This window comes from Brevibacillus choshinensis (assembly GCF_001420695.1).
In the GTDB taxonomy this organism is placed as follows: domain Bacteria; phylum Bacillota; class Bacilli; order Brevibacillales; family Brevibacillaceae; genus Brevibacillus; species Brevibacillus choshinensis.
This window is the reverse complement of sequence record NZ_LJJB01000007.1, coordinates 393,307-412,613: the sequence shown is the minus strand read 5'-3', so window position 1 is coordinate 412,613 and position 19,307 is coordinate 393,307. Positions and strand designations below refer to the sequence as shown.

The 19,307-nt window shown below is 50.1% G+C and carries 17 protein-coding genes; 8 read left to right on the top strand and 9 right to left on the bottom strand.

Features of this window, described 5'->3' with window-relative positions:
- Window positions 1-43: 43 nt before the first annotated feature.
- Window positions 44-1,963 (bottom strand): molybdopterin biosynthesis protein, encoded by a 1,920-nt coding sequence (locus AN963_RS01985; RefSeq protein WP_055742887.1) that lies wholly within the window; start codon window positions 1,961-1,963, stop codon window positions 44-46.
- 59 nt (window positions 1,964-2,022) lie between these two features.
- The gene (locus AN963_RS01980; RefSeq protein WP_055742886.1) at window positions 2,023-3,255 is read right to left on the bottom strand and encodes a molybdopterin molybdotransferase MoeA; all 1,233 of its coding nucleotides are present in this window, start codon (window positions 3,253-3,255) and stop codon (window positions 2,023-2,025) included.
- Between the two features lie 157 nt (window positions 3,256-3,412).
- Between AN963_RS01980 and AN963_RS01975 the strand changes: the two genes are divergently transcribed.
- Both AN963_RS01975 and AN963_RS01970 read left to right on the top strand, forming a co-directional pair.
- The gene (locus AN963_RS01975; RefSeq protein WP_055742885.1) at window positions 3,413-3,688 is read left to right on the top strand and encodes a ubiquitin-like small modifier protein 1; all 276 of its coding nucleotides are present in this window, start codon (window positions 3,413-3,415) and stop codon (window positions 3,686-3,688) included.
- Between the two features lies 1 nt (window position 3,689).
- Window positions 3,690-3,962: a hypothetical protein gene (locus AN963_RS01970; RefSeq protein ID WP_055742884.1), complete on the top strand. Its 273-nt coding sequence runs from the start codon at window positions 3,690-3,692 to the stop codon at window positions 3,960-3,962.
- A 72-nt stretch (window positions 3,963-4,034) separates the two neighbouring features.
- Here AN963_RS01970 and AN963_RS01965 read toward each other — a convergent pair whose 3' ends face one another.
- Window positions 4,035-5,843: an aldehyde ferredoxin oxidoreductase family protein gene (locus tag AN963_RS01965; RefSeq protein WP_055742883.1), complete on the bottom strand. Its 1,809-nt coding sequence runs from the start codon at window positions 5,841-5,843 to the stop codon at window positions 4,035-4,037.
- 240 nt (window positions 5,844-6,083) lie between these two features.
- Here AN963_RS01965 and AN963_RS01960 point away from each other — a divergent pair, with 240 nt between their 5' ends.
- The 5 genes from AN963_RS01960 to AN963_RS01940 are packed head-to-tail and all read left to right on the top strand — an operon-like array spanning window position 6,084 to window position 10,366.
- Complete coding sequence (locus tag AN963_RS01960; RefSeq protein ID WP_055742882.1) at window positions 6,084-7,010, top strand: substrate-binding domain-containing protein; 927 nt, start codon at window positions 6,084-6,086, stop codon at window positions 7,008-7,010.
- 31 nt (window positions 7,011-7,041) lie between these two features.
- Window positions 7,042-7,896, top strand: a complete 855-nt coding sequence (locus AN963_RS01955; RefSeq protein ID WP_055742881.1) for a substrate-binding domain-containing protein — start codon at window positions 7,042-7,044, stop codon at window positions 7,894-7,896.
- Window positions 7,897-7,908: 12 nt separating this feature from the next.
- Window positions 7,909-8,571 carry an ABC transporter permease gene (locus AN963_RS01950; protein ID WP_055742880.1) on the top strand — a complete coding sequence of 221 codons (663 nt, stop codon included), beginning with the start codon at window positions 7,909-7,911 and terminating at the stop codon, window positions 8,569-8,571.
- 4 nt (window positions 8,572-8,575) lie between these two features.
- A complete protein-coding gene (locus AN963_RS01945) occupies window positions 8,576-9,316 on the top strand; it encodes an ABC transporter ATP-binding protein (RefSeq protein WP_055742879.1) in 741 nt (246 codons plus the stop codon).
- Between the two features lie 21 nt (window positions 9,317-9,337).
- Window positions 9,338-10,366 carry a ThiF family adenylyltransferase gene (locus tag AN963_RS01940; protein ID WP_055742878.1) on the top strand — a complete coding sequence of 343 codons (1,029 nt, stop codon included), beginning with the start codon at window positions 9,338-9,340 and terminating at the stop codon, window positions 10,364-10,366.
- A gap of 98 nt (window positions 10,367-10,464) precedes the next feature.
- Here AN963_RS01940 and thrS read toward each other — a convergent pair whose 3' ends face one another.
- From thrS to AN963_RS01915, 5 genes are all read right to left on the bottom strand, one after another.
- Complete coding sequence (gene thrS, locus AN963_RS01935) at window positions 10,465-12,378, bottom strand: threonine--tRNA ligase (protein ID WP_055744414.1); 1,914 nt, start codon at window positions 12,376-12,378, stop codon at window positions 10,465-10,467.
- Window positions 12,379-12,705: 327 nt separating this feature from the next.
- Window positions 12,706-13,626 carry a putative sporulation protein YtxC gene (ytxC, locus tag AN963_RS01930; protein WP_055742877.1) on the bottom strand — a complete coding sequence of 307 codons (921 nt, stop codon included), beginning with the start codon at window positions 13,624-13,626 and terminating at the stop codon, window positions 12,706-12,708.
- Between the two features lie 132 nt (window positions 13,627-13,758).
- A complete protein-coding gene (mqnC, locus tag AN963_RS01925; protein WP_055742876.1) occupies window positions 13,759-14,865 on the bottom strand; it encodes a cyclic dehypoxanthinyl futalosine synthase in 1,107 nt (368 codons plus the stop codon).
- Between the two features lie 144 nt (window positions 14,866-15,009).
- Entirely contained in the window at window positions 15,010-15,228 is a 219-nt protein-coding gene (locus AN963_RS01920; protein WP_055742875.1) for a hypothetical protein, read from the bottom strand.
- A gap of 77 nt (window positions 15,229-15,305) precedes the next feature.
- Complete coding sequence (locus AN963_RS01915; protein WP_055742874.1) at window positions 15,306-16,193, bottom strand: spore coat protein; 888 nt, start codon at window positions 16,191-16,193, stop codon at window positions 15,306-15,308.
- Window positions 16,194-16,368: 175 nt separating this feature from the next.
- Between AN963_RS01915 and AN963_RS01910 the strand changes: the two genes are divergently transcribed.
- Window positions 16,369-16,935, top strand: a complete 567-nt coding sequence (locus tag AN963_RS01910) for a YqaA family protein (RefSeq protein ID WP_055742873.1) — start codon at window positions 16,369-16,371, stop codon at window positions 16,933-16,935.
- Window positions 16,936-17,023: 88 nt separating this feature from the next.
- Here AN963_RS01910 and AN963_RS01905 read toward each other — a convergent pair whose 3' ends face one another.
- The gene (locus AN963_RS01905) at window positions 17,024-19,153 is read right to left on the bottom strand and encodes a M28 family metallopeptidase (RefSeq protein WP_055742872.1); all 2,130 of its coding nucleotides are present in this window, start codon (window positions 19,151-19,153) and stop codon (window positions 17,024-17,026) included.
- Between the last annotated feature and the right edge of the window lie 154 nt (window positions 19,154-19,307).

Here is a 19,307-nt window from a genome sequence, read left to right as displayed (position 1 = left end):
TATCCTAAAATGGGCCTGCATCCGTTGTTCCTCTATTTCATTCTTATATTTCTGACATTGATGTTGAAAAAACAATCTTTCCTGAATCGCGGCAGCTATATCCACCCAATGCTTCCATTTCTGCGACGAACTCGTCCGAACGGATACAGGTGAGAAGCTCCTGGCCTTGACTGCTCAGATAGAATGCTCTGGTCATCAACAAGTCATATCGTTCTTCTGATACCGGGATAAAATCCAGCTTCATCGCTGCTGCCGCTGAATAGATGCCGAGACCAGCATCTGCTGTTCCCCCTGCGACGGCTGCCGCAACACTCAGATGAGAGACTGCCTCTCGAGAGTAGCCGTAGATGCCCTCTCTGTCTACAGCTTCTTGCTTAAGCAAATAGTCAAAGAGCAACCTCGTCCCTGCTCCTCGTTGACGATTGATATAAGTAATTCCTGGTTTCGCCAAATCGTGTACGGACGAAATCCCAAGCGGGTTGCCTTTTTTCACAAACCAGCCTTGTTGTCGGTACACAAGCTGGACCAGTACGACATCTTTGTCAGCGAGATACTTTTCGATGTACGTCTGATTATACGTACCCGTTTCTTCATCGAACAAATGAACACCCGCGATATGCGCTTCCCCTTTTTGAATGGCCAAGATGCCACCCATACTACCGACATGCGATGAAATGAGGAAACGTCCCGGATTCTTCTTGCGTATAAGAGAATGAAGCACGTCCATAGATAGATCGTGGCTACCGGTGGATACAATCGTATGTTGAATTTGTTCCAACGGACGATACAGCTCTACGTCTACGACTTCGCCTTGCTCATATCCTAGGTTCCCTGGTGGAATGCGCAACAGCCCATCTGCACGTACCATGGACATCGTGACGCCAGCTGATCTAGTCAAAGGATTGGCGATAAACTGACCATCCATACAACCGATGGTCACACGAATGAAATCCTCTGCCCCCATAACGGATACGATACGTCGCCCGACCGTCGCTTGAATCCGCTGTCGCTCTGGCTCCAGCAGACCGTAATAATGGAAGACGAGCGAACGAGCAAACCATTCCAGATTCAGATAGGCAGATACGGGATAACCAGGCAGTCCAATCACCGGCTTTTCGTCAATGACACCTACGACAACCGGTTTACCCGGACGTGTCGCAACGCCATGCGTCAAAACCTCTCCCAACTCTTCTACCACATGGACGGTGAAATCCTCCCGCCCTGCAGATGATCCTGCATTTAAGAGTACCATATCCGCGTCCTGGACGGCGGATTTTACTGCACTTTTGATTAACTCGTAATCGTCTTTTACGATGCCGTGGTAGACAGGCTCTGCTCCCCACTCCTGCAAATAAGCGGCAAAAACAGTCCCATTAAACTCGATGATTTCTCCCTCTGCCACATTCTCAGAAGGCTCAATTAGCTCGGTACCCGTCGGAATAATCGCAACACGTGGCTTACGCAGAACAGGCACCGTGACATTGCCACCTGCCATTAAAGCCCCGAGATCTACCGGACGTAATTTGTGCCGATCTGGAACGATCACCTCACCTATTACGACATCCTCGCCGATCGGTCGAATATGCTGCCAAGGAGCGACCGCTTCCAATATTTCAACTGTCTCTTTATCGATTTGATGGACATGCTCGATCATAATCACTGCGTCGAATCCATCTGGGATCGGGTCGCCCGTATCTACTTCTACATAATCGACCTGATACCTCAATCGTACCGGATGCTGCTCATCGGCACCGTATGTTTTTTCCGCTTTCACGGCGATACCGTCCATGGCGGAAGCGTGAAAATTCGGCATCGATACCTTGGCGTAAATGGGCTGGGCAGTGACTCGTCCCAGTGCTTCACGCGTCGGAATCACTTCCACCAGCGGCATGAAGTGAATCCGGTTCGCAATCTGCTGCTGCGCTTCCTTAAGCGGCGTATCTTCTAAGTAGATTTTGCGCATGGTACCCCTCCTGCCATTGCTTTCGTCGTACTTTTATATGGTGTCTCTCATGGACAGACTCACTGAAATAGGTGTACATGTACGATTTCGCCTTCCAAAATTCCCTCTTTATTTGCGGATATTTCGACCATGCCATCACTTTTGACCAAGGTCGATATCAATCCAGATTTTCCGAAGACAGGAACGGCCCACAAGCCGCCCTCCCGCTCCTCCAGCTTAACACGGATGTAGTCCGAGCGTCCCACTGCAGACGCAATATTGCGAGAAATACGCGCAAGAATCCTCTGATCGTATTGGGCAAGCTCCTGCCCTTGCAGCCTTTTGATCAAGGGAGCGACAAACAGATGGAAAATAATCAATGCAGAGGCGGGGTGACCCGGCAGCCCCACGACAGGCTTGTTTCCTGCTTTCGCAAGGATCGTCGGCTTTCCTGGCTTGATAGAAACCCCGTGAACTAAGACGCCAGGATCCCCCAATGACTGCATAACCTGTTCGGTGTAGTCGCGCGTTCCTACCGAGCTACCTCCTGATAAGAGGAGCAAATCGGATCGCTCGAACAATTCCTTCGCTTTCTGCGCAAATGAAGAATAGTCATCCGGTACGATCCCGCCGTCTATGACCTCTGCTCCGCATTGTCTTGCTGCCGCGGCTACGGTAATGCTGTTAATATCGCGGATTTCTCCTGGGGCAAGCTCCTTTTTATCCGCAGGCACGATTTCGTCTCCCGTAGACAAAATGGCAACAATCGGTCTAGGGTAAACAAGCACTCTCGTCTTGCCGATCGCAGAAAGGACTCCCAGATCTTGCGGACGCAGTCGCTGTCCCGCCGCGATGACCAGCTCACCCTTTTCCACGTCGTCCCCTGCGCGGATAATGTTCTCACCAGGCGCTACCTGTCTATATACATTAAGCATGTCACCTACTTCCTCCACGTGCTCGATCATGACGACACTGTCAGCGCCATCAGGTATCATTCCACCTGTCGGAATCGACTGAGCTTGTCCTTCCCTGATGAGTAGGGAAGCTTCCTTGCCCATCTCAATCTTGCCAGTCACATCGAGAAAAGCCGGCAACGAATCAGAAGCTCCATAAGTATCGCGTGCCCGTACCGCATATCCATCCACAGTCGAACGGGCAAAGTGAGGGACCTGCTCACACGAAATAATATCTTCGGCAAGGACCATATCCAGTGCATCTATCAACGACACCTCAATGGGAGGTCGGTTCGGTCGAAATTCACCTGCAATCACTTCCAACGTTTCCGTTACGGTTTTCACATTGAAGAATTTCATGATTGCCTCCATTATCTAGAACGTTTAGCTTGGTCGCTACTTGAAGTATTAGAAATCTCCTTGGCGCAAGCAAAGCTTATGATCCACTTATACTATCAACATTAGATTTTTACTATTTACAAATAGTATAATAAAAAGAAAAAGGGGAATATTCAAAATGAGAGTGAAAGTCTTTGCCAACTTTCGAGAGATCTGCCAGGCAAAATCGGTGGAAGTACCCATGGACAGCGGCGATCGCGTCATTGATATTCTCGAAGCTTTGATTCGGATGTATCCTGCTTTAGACGAAGAAATCTTTACACCGGAGCGAACATTCAAACCGTTTGTCCATGTGTTCATCAATGGGCGTAATGTTATTCATGCGAATGGACTGGAGACCCGCGTACTGGAAGATGACCAGTTTGCGCTGTTCCCGCCGGTGGCAGGAGGATAAGATGATCGAGCAAACCATGGAGCTGCGCGGGATCCCACTACCCCACCTCGTATCCTACTTGATTGAATGCGGTGGCGCAGCCAAATCGGAAGTGCTGCCGATTTTGGTCAAGGGTGATCGTTGGCAAGCGGTATTGTTGCGGGAGGAGACAGTAACCATTACCTCCCGCTTTCAGGTCAACGCGGTCTTTATCTATTTCTCGGCAACCGATGAAGATAGTTTCGAGCGACTCATGAAACAATTTCGTGTCAAAGTCATGAGAGTCGGTGGTTAGCTCTATGATCAAAAATGGTGTGAAAAAGGTGGAAAGCAAGTTTCCACCTTTTTCTTGCTTTTAGAAATGGTTTTACACGATGTTCAGTTCCTTGAGTTTTTCTTCTGGCACGACACCATCAACCCATCCACGCACCTGATAGTATTCGTTTAGCATGACATCCATCCGGCTGACATGACCCGCGCTGTTTCCGCTAGCTGGCTCATCTGTAAAGCGTTTTGGCAAGTGGTCGTCCTCCCGCTTGTCAAAGCCCGCCAGATTATTGTAATGGCGCTCCAGGTTGTAGATGCGCTCGCCAATTTTCATGACGTCATCGGCCGTGACATTTACCCCTGTCATGGTGGAATATTGCTCGGCATAGTGCTCCGCATTCTCGGAGAAAGAGGAGAACTTGCAAATATTCATGGAATCGGAGAATGCCAAGAGGTCCTGGAACACTTTGAGCAGCTCCCCTTTTCCCTCTGGTACTAGACGGTCGGTCGGCATAGGAATCCCCGCAATTTCACTGGCTACCGTATACCCGCGCAAGTGACATGCTCCGCGGTTGCTGGTCGCATAACCGAGCCCGATCCCTTGGATACCGCGCGGATCGTAAGCAGGTATCGCCTGACCTTTGACGCACATTGCCAGGTTTTCATCTCCAAACGCTTTGGCTGCACGGGCTGTTCCTTCTGCGAGAATATCTCCGACTCCTTTGCGGAAGACCATCATCTCGGTCAGCTCGATCATGCGATCAGCGTCGCCCCAGTCGACTTTTTCTTCCGTCAGGCCTCTTTCGTACGCTTCCATCATACAGGACAGGGTGTTACCCAGCTCGATCGTGTCCATTCCGTATTCGTTGCACAAATTAATCATAAAAGAAATCGGTGCAGCGTCGCTCACGCCGCAGTTAGCTCCGAGCGCCCAACCAGATTCGTACTCAAAGCTCTCCACACGCGTCTTGTACTTGCCCTCTTTGACTTCGACTTCCTTCTTGCAAGCAACGGGACATGCGTGACAGGTGTTGTCGGCAACCAGCAGCGTAGCATTAACAGTTTCTCCACTGTGCCCCTCAGCTCCATCCCAGTGGGTGAACTTGGAGTTCATCGTTGGGAGCGCACCGACTTCATTAATAATGCTTGTTAAGACGTTCGTGCCGTAAACCGAGAGTCCACCTTTTTTCGGAGCAGTAAGGCCGCCCTCCATAATTGCCTTGAGAGCTTTTTGGTTTGCTTTTTTGTATTCCTCATCTTGCACTGGTTGCGGCATGTTCCCTTTTTGTCCTGCTTTGATCACGATCGCCTTGAGCTTTTTGGAGCCCGCTACCGCTCCCGTGCCACCACGTCCTGCAGCGCGGTCGTGCTCATTCATGAATCCTGCGTACCGCACCAGATTTTCTCCCGCTTGTCCGATGCAGATCACACTCAGGTCTTCCTTCCCATAGCGCTCTTGCATCGCCTTTACAGTGGCTCGCGTACCTTGTCCCCACAAATCACCGGCGTCCCGAAGCTCGCCCTGTCCGTTTTCGATGTACAGATAGACAGGTTTGTCACTCGCTCCTTTGAAGATCACATTGTCAATGCCAGACCACTTGAGCCGTGCAGCAGACCATCCTCCTATGTGCGAGTCCGTAACCGTTCCCGTCAAAGGTGATTTGGTAACCATGCACATGCGTCCGCTCATGGACGAACGCGAGCCTGTCACCGGACCAGTCATTAGACAGAGGATGTTGTCTTCGGAAAACGGCTCCACCTGAGCGCCGTTATCGTACACGTACTTCACTCCAAGGCCGCGACCACCGATGAATTTCCTCGCCAGCTCTTCATTGATCGGGCGATAGTCAACCGCACCTGCGGAGAGGTCAATCAGCATTTCGCGATTCTTGAATCCCCCCAAATTCATCACTTGTTCCCTCCTCATTTCTTCATTCTTATTAAACCAACGAAATATACGTACTCTTTCGACTATTATATGGGTAATCCTTCCTGCATACCACGAAAAACCAGCAATATTACTAATTTTTCGATTATTTTCTTGCCTAGCTACCCATTGGTAAAGTATGTTATTTATAGACCAAATCATGTAAAACCAACAAAAACTAACTTGAACCAATTCAACCAAACTGAAAAAGGGGGTGACATTTTGGAAAGCGATTACTTAACCCCGGATGAAGTGGCGGCCGAGCTAAAACTCACCCGTTATACCGTCTACGAGATGATCAAACGCAAAGAATTGCCAGCCTCCAAAATCGGACGCACACTTCGCATCTTGCAGTCTGATCTTGACAGCTTCATGCAGAAAAGCAAATCACGGGAAGTTCATCTTCCTTTTGCACCTTTTTCATCCCATCGAGAGTCAGCCCAACCATTTGAAATTATATTTGCAGGCAGTCATGATTTGACGATTGATCTGCTTACCCGCAAGCTGGCTGAACGTGGGATTACCCTTTTACCCGCCTTTTCGGGTAGTCTCGACGGGCTTATTGAACTTTATAAAGGACGTGTCGAGATGGCGGGCACACATCTACTGGATCGTACAACTGGCGAATACAATCTGCCTTACATCCGCTGCCTATTACCTAACGAAGGGGTAACAGTAGTCAATCTGGTAAGCCGTTGGCAAGGATTTGTCGTTCCAAAGGACAATCCGCGAATGATCACCAGCTGGGAAGAGTTTTTCAGCGGGAGCCATCGGATCGTGAATCGGCAGCGCGGTTCTGGTACACGTGTGCTGCTGGACTTCAACATGCAGCAGAAAGGCGTATCTCCGGAGACGATTCCCGGCTACGATGTGGAACTGAACACCCACTATGCGACCGCAGCTGCTGTCCTGCAAGGATCGGCTGATGCAGCGTTAGGAATCGAAAGTGTGGCTCGTGGACTCGGGCTAGATTTTTTCCCGATTCAGGAGGAGCGCTACGACCTTGTGATCCCTGCCCGCTTCATCAAGCAAGAGCGATTTCTTGAACTGCTCTCTGTGCTGCGCGACCCGGTTTTTAAACAAGCTATCGTCGCCCAGGGAGGCTATAACGTTTCTCTTACTGGCAAAGAAATTGACAGAATGCATTGACTATTTAACCTTGCGAATGGGAGTGGAAAGGATGAAGCATCTACGTATTGTCACGTCGTTTCTCATGTTGTCACTATTTTTGTTGCTCTCTGCCTGTTCCTCGCAGACTCCACAGCAGCCGTCTGCAGCTGCACCTGCCCCAGAGAAAAAAGAAGCCAAAGAAATTACACTCGCCACTACAACTAGCACGCAGGATTCCGGCTTGCTCGACTACTTGCTCCCCATTTTTGAGCAACAGTCCGCGATAAAAGTGAAAGTAGTCGCAGTCGGTACTGGACAAGCCATCAAGCTCGGTGAAGACGGCAATGCAGACGTACTGCTGGTTCACGCCCGCAAATCAGAGGATGAATTCGTCGCAAAAGGATTTGGCATCAATGCTTACGACGTCATGTATAACCAGTTTTATATCGTCGGACCTGCGGATGATCCTGCTGGAGTCAAGCAGGTCCAAACAGCTAAGGAAGCCTTTGGCAAAATCGCTGAGAAAAAAGTCACATTTATTTCTCGCGGGGATGATTCCGGTACGGATAAGAAGGAGAAGAGCATCTGGACAGAAGCCAAAATCAAGCCAGATAACAGCTGGTACCTCTCTTCGGGACAAGGAATGGGCGAAACCCTGCAAATGACCGATGAGAAAAAAGCATATACCTTAACAGATGAAGCAACCTTCCTCTCCCGCAAGCTGAATCTGGCCGTTGTGATGCAAGGGGACAAGTCTCTGTTGAATCCGTATGGGATCATCCAAGTCAAATCTTCGACCAAGCAAGAGGAAGGCATGAAGCTGATCGAATTTTTCACAGGGGCTGAAGGTCAAAAACTGATCGGACAATTTGGACAAAAAGATTACGGGAAAGGCTTGTTCGTTCCCAACGCCAAGAAGCGCTAGGTGATTTCACACATGATGCTTACCCAGGATGTATGGGAGGTCATCTGGCTCTCCTTGAAGGTTACGACTTCTTCCGTTCTGATCGGAATGCTAGCGGGTATTCCCTTTGGCGCGTTCCTCGGTCTCTACTCCTTTCCCGGGAAGCGATTGATCGTCGCCCTGATTTACACCTGTATGGGACTGCCTCCTGTCCTGGTTGGCGTTATTGTATACCTGCTCCTCTCCCGCTACGGTCCACTCGGCTCATTTGACCTGTTGTTCAGTGCAAAGGCCATGATCATCGCTCAGGTCGTACTCGTGACGCCGATTATGGCCGGTCTGACGATGGCAGCGGTACACAGCAAAGAGCGTGCCTACTGGGAAACGGCAAAAAGTCTGGGAGCAAGTCCCCTGCAGATGATGCTTACCATTATCCGCGAGGCTCGTGGGGGAATCTGGTCGGGGGTGGCGGCTGCTTTTGGTAGAGCCATCTCTGAAGTGGGCGCAGTCATGCTGGTCGGCGGCAATATCGAACACCACACCCGCGTGATGACGACCGCCATTATTTTGGAGACGCGAACAGGGAATTTCGCCGCTGGCCTGCAATTGGGTCTCGTTCTTTTGGCTATCAGCTTTTTGTTCAACAGCTTTCTGATGGTGGGTATGATGAATCAAATGAAATCAAGGCGGAGATGAACAGATGGAACGAGTAGAATTGCAAAATCTCGAGGTCGCCTACGGGGAAAGGGCTGTGCTGCAGGTCGAACAAGCTGTATTTGAACGGGGAGGAATCTACGGGATCGTGGGTCCTAGTGGAGCAGGAAAAAGCACTCTCCTGCGAGTCATGAATCTGCTGGAAAAGCCTTCCCGCGGCCATATGCGTCTTTTTGGAACGGATGTGGAACTTCCCACACTCACCTATCGCAAGAGTGTTCCGATCCAACGACAAATGGCTTTCGTGGCGCAAAAGCCTTCCATGTTTCAGGCAACCGTTTTTGACAATGTGGCATTGGGACTTCGCTATCGAAAAATGGACAAGGCTCACATACGATCCAATGTCGATGCAGCATTGGAGCTCGTAGAACTCTCCCACCTGAGTGCACAGCAAGCCCAGACATTATCTGGTGGAGAAGCGCAACGAATCGCTCTGGCACGAGCGCTCGTCTGTGAACCTGACTTGCTGCTGCTCGATGAACCTACCGCAAGTCTCGATCCATACAACATCTCGATTTTTGAGCGTGTCATCCAGTCAGTTAATCGTGAAAAGCACACCACTATTCTCATGATTACTCACAACCTCCCACAAGCAAGAAGGCTGGCCCAGTTCTGTCTCTTTTTGCACAAGGGCAAAATCGTTGAATGGGCTGATACGAAGACCTTTTTTCATCGACCAGCTAGTGAGGAGCTTCAAGACTTTGTGTATGGGCGAATGATTTGCTGATCGTTTGAAAGGAGCAAAACCATGGATTCCATCCGCTATTCCAGACAAATGCTGTTTAGCCCGATTGGTCCGAGTGGGCAGGAGGTGCTGGCGAATAAAAAGGTAGCGATCGTCGGGATGGGTGCTTTGGGTACGGTTCTAGCTAATCATCTGGTTCGGGCAGGGGTCGGCCATGTCCGGATGATCGACCGTGATTTCGTGGAAGCAAGCAACTTGCAGAGACAAATCCTCTACGACGAAGCGGATGCGCGGGATCATTTGCCAAAGGCAATCGCGGCTGCAAACAAGCTTCAAGCCATCAATTCCAGCGTCATTGCCGAAGGGATCATCGCAGACCTGCACGCTGGAAACGCCCAGTCTCTGCTAGCAGATGTAGACCTCATTCTCGACGGCTCGGACAACTTTCAGGTCCGCTACCTGATCAACGACATCGCCATTATGTATGACATTCCGTGGGTATACGGAGGAGCCGTCCATTCACGAGGGATGTTCGCGGTGATTCGTCCGGGCGTCACTCCATGTCTTCGCTGTTTATTTCCACATGCACCGGTGGGACGGGGGGAAACCTGCGACACCGTAGGCGTCATCGGCCCCCTCGTCTCCATTATCGCTTCGTATCAAGCGACAGAGGCAATCAAGCTGTTGGTAGGTGACTTGGACCACTTGAATCCGTACCTGGAGCAACTGGATGTTTGGCAAAATGACCATGACCAGCTGTCCATTGCGAATGGCCGAAATCCGGACTGTCCCGTATGTGTCCGAAGGGAATTTGACTACTTGGCGACCATGGAGGGCACAACGGAGGACTTCGCTGCCCTGTGCGGTCGCGATACCGTGCAAATTCGCCCGGTTCACCCTGAGAATGTCGACCTAGCCCTGCTTGCAAAGCGATTCGAACCACTTGGAGCCATCGAGCATAATCGCTTTTTGCTCCGTTTTCATGTGGACGGACACACCCTTGTTTTTTTCCAGGATGGGCGTGTGCTCGTGCAAGGGACGGATGACCTGACGAGCGCCCGGACCTTGTATGCGAAATACGTTGGCCATTAGATCAAAAATGGGCGCAGGGTACGCTCCAAAGGAACGAAAAAAGGGCAGCCCCTTACTCAGAAGGGAACTGCCCTTTTCTATGCTAGCGTCAGACGCTATTACTTCATTTCATTAATTTCTGCACGAATTTTTTCGACGAACTCGTCAACGCTCATCGCGCCTTCGTCACCTACACCGCGTCTACGCACGGACAAAGTGCCGTCTTCCATTTCTTTTTCCCCAATAACGAGCATGTACGGAATTTTTTGCACTTGAGCTTCACGGATTTTGTAGCCGATTTTCTCGTTGCGTGCATCCAGCTCTACGCGGATACCAGCTTGTTGCAGTTTTTCCTTCACTTGCTCTGCGTATGGAGTGTGCACTTCGCTGATGTTCATCAGGCGAGCTTGGATCGGAGTCAGCCATACAGGGAATGCACCTGCGTAGTGCTCGATCAGAATACCGATGAAACGCTCCATAGAACCGTACATCGCACGGTGCAATACGACCGGGCGGTGTTTTTCATTGTCTTGACCTACATATGTCAGGTCAAATTTCTCAGGGAACTGGAAGTCCAACTGGATAGTACCGCATTGGTGGCGGCGTTTCAGAGCGTCAGTAATGTGGAAATCAATCTTTGGACCGTAGAACGCTCCGTCCCCTTCCTCGATCTTGTAAGGTAAGCCGGATTCCTCGAGCACATTTTTCAGAGAGCCTTCTGCGATTTCCCACAGCTCATCGGAGCCCATCGAGTCTTCCGGACGAGTGGAGAGCGCAACACTGTATTCAAAGCCGAACACCTTGTAGATGGTGTCGATCAGTTTCATCATGTTTTTAATCTCGCTCTCGATCTGGTCAGGGCGGACAAAGACGTGTGCGTCATCCTGACAGAAAGTCCGTACGCGGAGCATTCCGTTCAAAGCACCGGAGTACTCGTGGCGATGAACCTGACCAAACTCGGAATAACGGATCGGCAGGTCACGATAAGAATGCATTGTGTTTTTGTAAATGAGCATATGCCCTGGGCAGTTCATCGGCTTCAATGCGTAAGTCGCGTTGTCCACCTCAGAGAAATACATGTTCTCATGGTAGTGATCCCAGTGACCGGATTGCTTCCAGAGACGCTCATTCATCAGGAACGGGGACCGCACCTCTGTATATTGTGCCAGCTGTTGCAGACGACGGGAGAATTGCTCCAGCTCGTTGCGGACAGTAAAGCCGTTTGGCAGGTAGAACGGCATGCCTGGTGCTTCCTCGGAAAACATGAACAGTTCCAGTTCTTTACCCAATTTGCGGTGGTCGCGTTTTTTCGCTTCCTCAATGAAGTGCAAGTATTCTTCCATATCCGCTTTTTTCGGCCAAGCAGTACCGTATACGCGTTGCAGTACTTGGTTTTCCGATTTACCGCGCCAGTAAGCACCTGCTACGTTCATCAATTTGAACGCTTTGATGAAGCCAGTCGATGGCAAGTGCGGTCCGCGGCACAGGTCGAAGAATTCACCTTGCTCATACAGCGTAATAGTCGCATCCTCTGGCAGGTCGCGAATCAGCTCCAGCTTCAGATGGTCGTTCAGGCCTTGGAAAATTTCAGTTGCTTCGTCGCGGCTTACTACTTTGCGGCGAATTGGTAAGTCTTCTTTCACGATCTTTTCCATTTCCGCTTCGATCTTGCCGAGGTCTTCCGGACTCAGCGACACAGGGATATCCATGTCGTAGTAGAATCCGTCTTCGATCACAGGACCGATCCCGAATTTCACTTCTTTGCCGTAAAGGCGTTTGACTGCTTGTGCCAACAAGTGAGCGGTGCTATGACGGTATACTTCCAAGCCATCTGTAGAATCCAAAGTCACGATCTCAATCGCCGCATCTTCTTCCAACGGAGTGTAAAGATCAACTACTTTGCCGTCTTTTTTACCAGCTACTGCTTTTTTCTTCAAGCTGGCGCTAATGGATCCAGCAATGTCTTCGATGGTTGTCCCGGCCTCGTACTGACGTACTGCTCCATCCGGGAAAGTCACATTAATTTGTGCCACGTTGGGTTCTTCCTTCCTGTTTTTGTAATTTAAAATGAGAAATAAAAAAACACCCATCCCAAAAAGGGACGAGTGTATTCTCGCGGTACCACCCTACTTCAAGTCTGTCAGTCATACCAAACAGACTCCTCAAGGAAAAATAACGGTTTAAAACCGGCTCACCGATACTTAAAAGGCATGGCCTTTGTTCCCGGCTGCTACTCAAAGGGGGTAGATCCATATGGGTGCGCAGCGGGCTTCCAGCCATGTCCCGCCTCTCTGTGAGCGACCTGCATATCGTCCATGTCCTTCTCATCGTATTGTCATGATGTGAAGTTGTTGTTGCTATTATAGTTTAGTCGGATTGTGCACGTCAAGTACACGTCTTTCTGCTAAACAGAGGGGGCACGATTGGCAGGTACTCAACCTGCTGTCAAAAATGCTGCGGATCGTCTGCGTCAGTCCTGGCCTGTCTGTCGCCATATGGAGGACAATGTTCTCCGGTGCAAGCGTCACTAGTGCACTGACCAAATAATCTTCGTCCCGGCAGTTTTGTTCGTCCATGCTGAGCACGGCGTCCAATTGGTCCAGCCACAGTCGATCCCCTTTTTTATCATAGAGATGGAAAGGTTTGTCCACACTAGGAACGACGTGAACCACCTCCTGCTTGGTTTCCTGGACAGCAATGAAATACCGTAGAAGCTCTACAAATTCCTGATATTGCTTGTCTTCCAGATATTCGTCTATCCCGGATTCCACCAACTCGAACAACTCATTCCAATGATCTTGCAGTCGGAAGCGGACAAAACCCAATGCATTGATCGATCGTTCTTGGTCGAGATACGTGAATGCTTTACGATAAACATTTGCTTTGCGTGTCGTGGCGGTAAACAGCTCTCCGCCAACCGGTTCATGCTCTTGGCACATGCGCTGGATGTAAGGGAGGATCTCGACCCATTCCTCTTCCAGCTGTTCAGCCTGAAGCAAATCTCCAGCCATTTCCTCTACGATTTCCGGTTCCTTGACCTGCATAATCCATTCTGCCAAAGACAGCGCTACAAAGGCCCTGGCCCAATCAATCGTCTGCGCATCGTATTCCTCTTCGCACCAGCTTTGAAAAAAGAACAGGTTGTAGTCATCCTGCTCCTCCTCCTTGTATGTAATACGCACCGGTGCAGTGTTGACCCGTTCCGTCATCTCTTTCAAGATGGATCGATACGTGCCACAATGCGCAGGGACATTCTCCAGCAATACGCGGAACGTCTGCATAACCATCCCCCCAACCGCAATTGTACTTACAGTATATGTCCCGTCAGGAGTGATATACTTTTAAACGGTTGGAAACACAGCACAAAAAAGGCACGGACCCTATCGGCATCCGCGCCTTACGTACCAGCACATTTAGTTCTGCATCACAAAATCTTTTTCTGCCGTCTCGCCGTCTTTGAAAACACGCAGGATGTCGTACTGGGTGTTGCGCTGCGCAGGAATCTTGCCTGCCCCGCGGATCAGCTCCAAAATTTGGTTGGTATTCACTTTGTGGGTACAAGCTGCAGCAGACACCACGTTTTCTTCCATCATCGTCTGACCGAAGTCATTGGCTCCATAGGATAGAGACAATTGGCCGTAGTGTGGGCCCATCGTCACCCAGGACGACTGGAAGTTCTCCACATTATCCAGCATCAGTCGGCTGATCGCCAATGTTTTCAAATACTCTTCAGGCGTGTTGTTAACTGCCTTCATGTTCGTGTTATCTGGCTGGAACGTCCATACGATGAACGCTTTGAAGCCGTGTGTTTCATCCTGTGCTTCCCGAATGCGCAGCAGGGAGAGGACGCGTTCTTCCATTTCCTCACCAAAGCCGATAACCATCGTCGCTGTACCTGGCAAGCCTGCACGATGTGCCGCTTTTTGGGTGTCGATCCAATCCGTCCAAGAGCCTTTCAGTCTGGAAATCTTCCGACGAGTACGATCGTCTAAAATTTCTCCGCCTGCTCCTGGCAAGGAATCCAGACCAGCAGACTTCAGTTCTCTCAATACATCCTCTACAGACATATTCGAAACCTCGGCAATTTTCATAACCTCAGCAACAGACAGAGAATGCATGGTGATGTGCGGGAAGCGCTGCTTGATAGCCCGCAGCAGGTCGGTATAGTAGTCGAGCTTTAAGTCCGGATTGGTTCCGCCCTGCATCAAAATTTCGGTACCGCCAACATCTACTGTCTCCTGAATTTTTTGGAAAATAGTCTCTCTTGGGAGAACATATCCTTCCGAAGATCCAGGCGCGCGATAAAACGCGCAAAAGCGGCAATACGTGTCGCAAACATTGGTGTAGTTGACGTTACGGCTAATGACGAATGTAGCGATTGGGTCTGGATGGTGCTTTTGCATCACCAAGTTCGCGTAATGCCCCATTTTTTCGATTTCACCACTTGCAAACAAGGCCAAACCATCTTCAAGGCCCAGGCGTTCGCCTGCAAGAGCCCGTTCCAATATACTGTCGATCATAAGGATCACTCCTTGTTACCTACGTAAATTCCACTCCACATGATATCACACTTGGCCTACCCCGGCTATTCCCAAGGTGCATAGGTGTAAAAACTTACATATCTAAAAAAACAACCCTGCCGAGGGCAAGGTCGTCTGTTTTTGCTATTCAAAACCGATTTGCTCGTATACTTCTGGCTCCCAATAAATGACCGTTTGGGCGAGTGGCAGATTCGTCTCGCGAGCGCCGTTTGGCTGGCCATTGAAGTAAATAATTTCCGTCACGGATACTCGTTCTCCTCGAACGTCAATTTCTCCTGACAGCTGTAAATTGGTACCATTTGGTGCGTAAAAAATGACTTTCCCCGAGCCTAGCGTTTTCATGAGTCCCCTCCCAATGATGTTTGTCCTCTCTCTATAGTAGTGGATATTATTTCCTACCGTCAACGATAAAACAGGACTTATTGACCAAGTAGGGAGTCTGAGATTGAATTCTTTTTGCGACTTCGGGTCTGTCTCCCCTCGCTTTGCTGGTACAGCGTATCGGTTGTTTCAATGCCTTGAGTCTGTAACGCATCCGTAGTGCTTGACGTATCTTCCATTATCCCGTATTGATCCGGTCGATAAGGCGATGGAGAAAAAGCAGGATTGGCATTCACTGGCGTCAAGGGCTTTTCTGATGGAGCGACTCGCGTTCCCCTCACTGTCTCTCTCATGAGATTCGCGGACATCGGGCCTTTTTCATTCACCTGTGACTGCATCGGACTCGGTATTGCTGGGCCGTCTGCTGACTCCGCTTGGGGACGTACTGGCTGATAACCACGCAGCAATTCAGCATTGGTCGCTTCCGGCATGGCAGCCCAGGTGTAATAGCCTTTGCGCTGCATATATCCCCACATTTCATGAGCCTGATGGGCGCAATTGACCGCCCCTTGTAAAAGCAGTTCACGAATTTGGGGATGCCCTGCCTCCAGAGTAGCTGCCATTTTGAGCTTTGCCCCGTTTTTGTACATGCCGAGCAGAGCTGAAGCCACGTCACGGTCATCGATTTGCGCGCCGTAATGCGGCTCTGTCCCTTGGGAAGGCTGAGACATCCCAGTGGAAGTCGGTGAAAAGGTTCGAGTCGGACGATAGGGCAAAAGCTCACCTGCCCCCAGGCCTTGGACCGTGTACACCAAACCATTGTACTCTCCTTGCATAAATTGCACCTGGTGGTGAACCATTTGCGCAAGCTCGGGATCACGAATAAACGGGACGTATAGATGGGCGGTATTGATCACGTCAACCGCGCCGTTTAAAACCTCATGCAGTTCGATCACTTCGTGTGCTCCATACGGATGGGATTGCATCGTGGTGTTGACGCCTCCTTTTCACTCGCTCTTGGAAAATCCCTAACAGTATGTCCGAAATTTTTCCATCCTAGTAGCAGGTGCTGAGTTTGGACAAACCGACATATCTTAACTACAGAAACCAGAATCTTTCCTGTATAATTGCTGGGAAAGGAAAATTCGTAAGGAGATGCCCATGCTTGAACAAATCACGCAACTTTTTATGAATTACGGAATATGGGGACTCTTCGGAATGGCATTTTTGGACTCGTTTATCAGTCCAATTCCACCTTTTTTCATGCAAATTGCGATGAGTTTGCTCGACCCAGGCTCTGCATTGCGATTTGCGACCGTTGCTTTTACTGCTTCGATTCTCGGTGCCCCCATCGGATTCATGCTGGGGAAATGGCTGGGGAAACCTCTTTTGCAAAAACTGCTGCCCGCTAAATGGACGACTCTCGCAACTGAGCAGTTTGCTAAAAACGGAGATGCTGCCGTGCTGATCGGCGCTTTTACACCCATCCCCTTCAAGGTGTTTACGGTGTTGAGTGGGGTATTCAACTACTCGCTGACAAAGCTGATGCTCTTCGCCATCATTGGGCGAGGATTGAAATTTTTCCTAATCGGCACTCTGTTTCATTTTTACGGAAAGCATGCAAAAGTACTCCTGGATGAATATCTGGAGCTCACGATTCTAGGGATTGGTGCCTTGGTTGCCATCGCCTGGTTCGTCTGGAACAAGCGCAGAAAACGGTATTCGTAAGCAGATGAGATAATTACACAAGCGCAAAAAGAAAAAGCGTCCAAGCCGATTCATTTGGCTGATGGACGCTTTTTTCATAGAAGGAGATTTACTTTGCAGCGTTGGATGTTTCCGTTGCTTTTTTCAATACGGTGTTCAAACGCTCAACAGCCTGCTGCAAAGCTTTTGCATCATTGGCTTGAAAAGCTTCCGCAATAGCTGGCAATGGTTGAGCTGCGTAGCCTGTCGTCAGACCCGGTGCCCAGATCTGATGTTTGTACCATGGGCGGCTCGGCAGACCTTCCGATACGATCAGATCACGCTCTTGCTGCATCATCGCAGCGTTTATTTTTTCTAGCTGACTGCGTTCTGCATCAGTCACTCCATCTGCAATCATCTTGCCTGCCAGCTCCTCCAGCTCTTTAGCAGAAGCTTGCCAGGTACGTGCCTGAGCGATGACAGAGGACAAATCGATACCTAGCGTTCCCTTTGCCGCGACCTCATCGAGCATGCTCACGACGTCAGCGGCATAAGCGGAGTATTGGAACGGCAAGGCATCCGCATTGGCCAGACGAAGAGCAGTGATCCCTACTAGCTGCGAGCCTGCAGCCTGATGCTCATAGCCCGGGTCAATGAAGCGCTCCATCAAATCCAGATTGTCGTAGGCGCTGTGATAAAGGCCACCTGCGACTCCGAAGCCCATGTCCAGCGACGGCACCCCCAAGTGCTGGATAAACGGTGTATAGTCGGAACCACTGCCGAGTTTGCCAATGTTAGGATCTTTACGTCCTTCTCTCACATACCAATCATCATAGATCGAAGTTCCGCTCCGAGGTTCGATCACTTCTTTGGTGACATCGTAGATCAGCTGTTTCACCGACGGAACAGCTGATGCCCCGAAGAACTGCCCGCCTGTTCCATCCATATTGATGTAAGCGACGGCGTTTTCAGTCAGTTCCTTTCGGTGCTCCTCGGCCCACTCTACAGAGCCGAGCAAGCCGTATTCCTCACCATCCCAGCCCGCCAATACAATCGTGCGATCTGGCTGCCACCCTTTCTGCACCATTTCTCCTAGCACTCGAGCGATTTCCAACGTCGTCGTCCAGCCCGACGTGTTGTCTCCTGAGCCGTATGCCCAAGTATCCCGGTGGGCGCCGATCACCACTGTTTGCTCAGGATGCTTTGCCCCTGGAATGCGGACGATCACGTCGTTAACAGGTTGATTCTTGTAATCGATGTCCAGAGCGATCCGCACTTTTGTCGCTCCAGGTCCGATCTTGTACGTAAAGGGAAGTCCCCCCTGCCAAGAAGCAGGTGCATCGTCTCCTTGCATCGCTTCGAGCAAGGGTCGGGCTTCTCCATAGGAAAGCGGTGTGGTGGGAATTTGCGGGAGTGACACCGCTTCGGACGGATCAAGTCGTTTGGTTGCTGGAACGGACGCTTCTCCTGGCGTCAACGGATCTCCCGGATAACGGAATATGTACAGAATGCTTCCTCGTTGAATTGCATCGTCTGGTCTCCATGGACCTTCCGGATAGACAATTCCTTTTGTATAGCCATCGTCAGCCGGATCACTGTAAATGAGCATGCCAATCGCTCCACGCTTTTCGGCTTGCTCAGGCTTGACGCCGCGGAAATTGGCACCGTATCGGGTAATGACGATCTTGTCCTTTACTGAAATCCCCCGTTTCTCTAGCTCTGCGAAGTCCTCTGGTCTGCCGTAGTTGGCGTAGACGATTTCAGCTTCTACCGTTCCTGCTGCCGAGTAGGCATTGTAGCCGGGAATGACCTCATTTGCGTACGGAGTTCCCTTTGGCAGGTTCTCCATGACTTGCAACTCGCGTTTTTCCGGATAGGTCTGGGAAACGGCGATCTTCTTTGGAACAGACATGTACACATCATACGTCTTTACTTCCGGCTCGAGTCCTGCCTTTTTCAGCTCCTCCACGGCAAACTTCACATTAGCCGCATTTCCAGGTGTTCCTACTACACCGGAGCGTACACTCATTTCTTTGGAGAAGCGGGAGATCGACTCCTTGCTCACCATCTGGGCAAACGCTTTTTCAAACGATAGCTGCCACTCTGCCTTTTCCGGTGAAAAACCAGCTACTGATTTGGAAGCAGCCAGTGTCTGGGAAGGGAATACTGCCGTCAGTGCGAGCGCCGACAGCACGGAAACGCGAAAAAGAAAGGGAGCTCGTCTCCCTTTTGAAGCGGATCGATCTTTCTTTTGATTCAAGGCATATCACTCCTAATTTTTCTGAATAATTTGACTAATACAAATTTACTACAAAGAGGACAGGATGAGACATAGTCCTTTTTTCTTATTTTTTCCATATTATTATAATTTGATAAAAATCGTTTCATTCTGACAGTACTCGACAAGCTAAGAG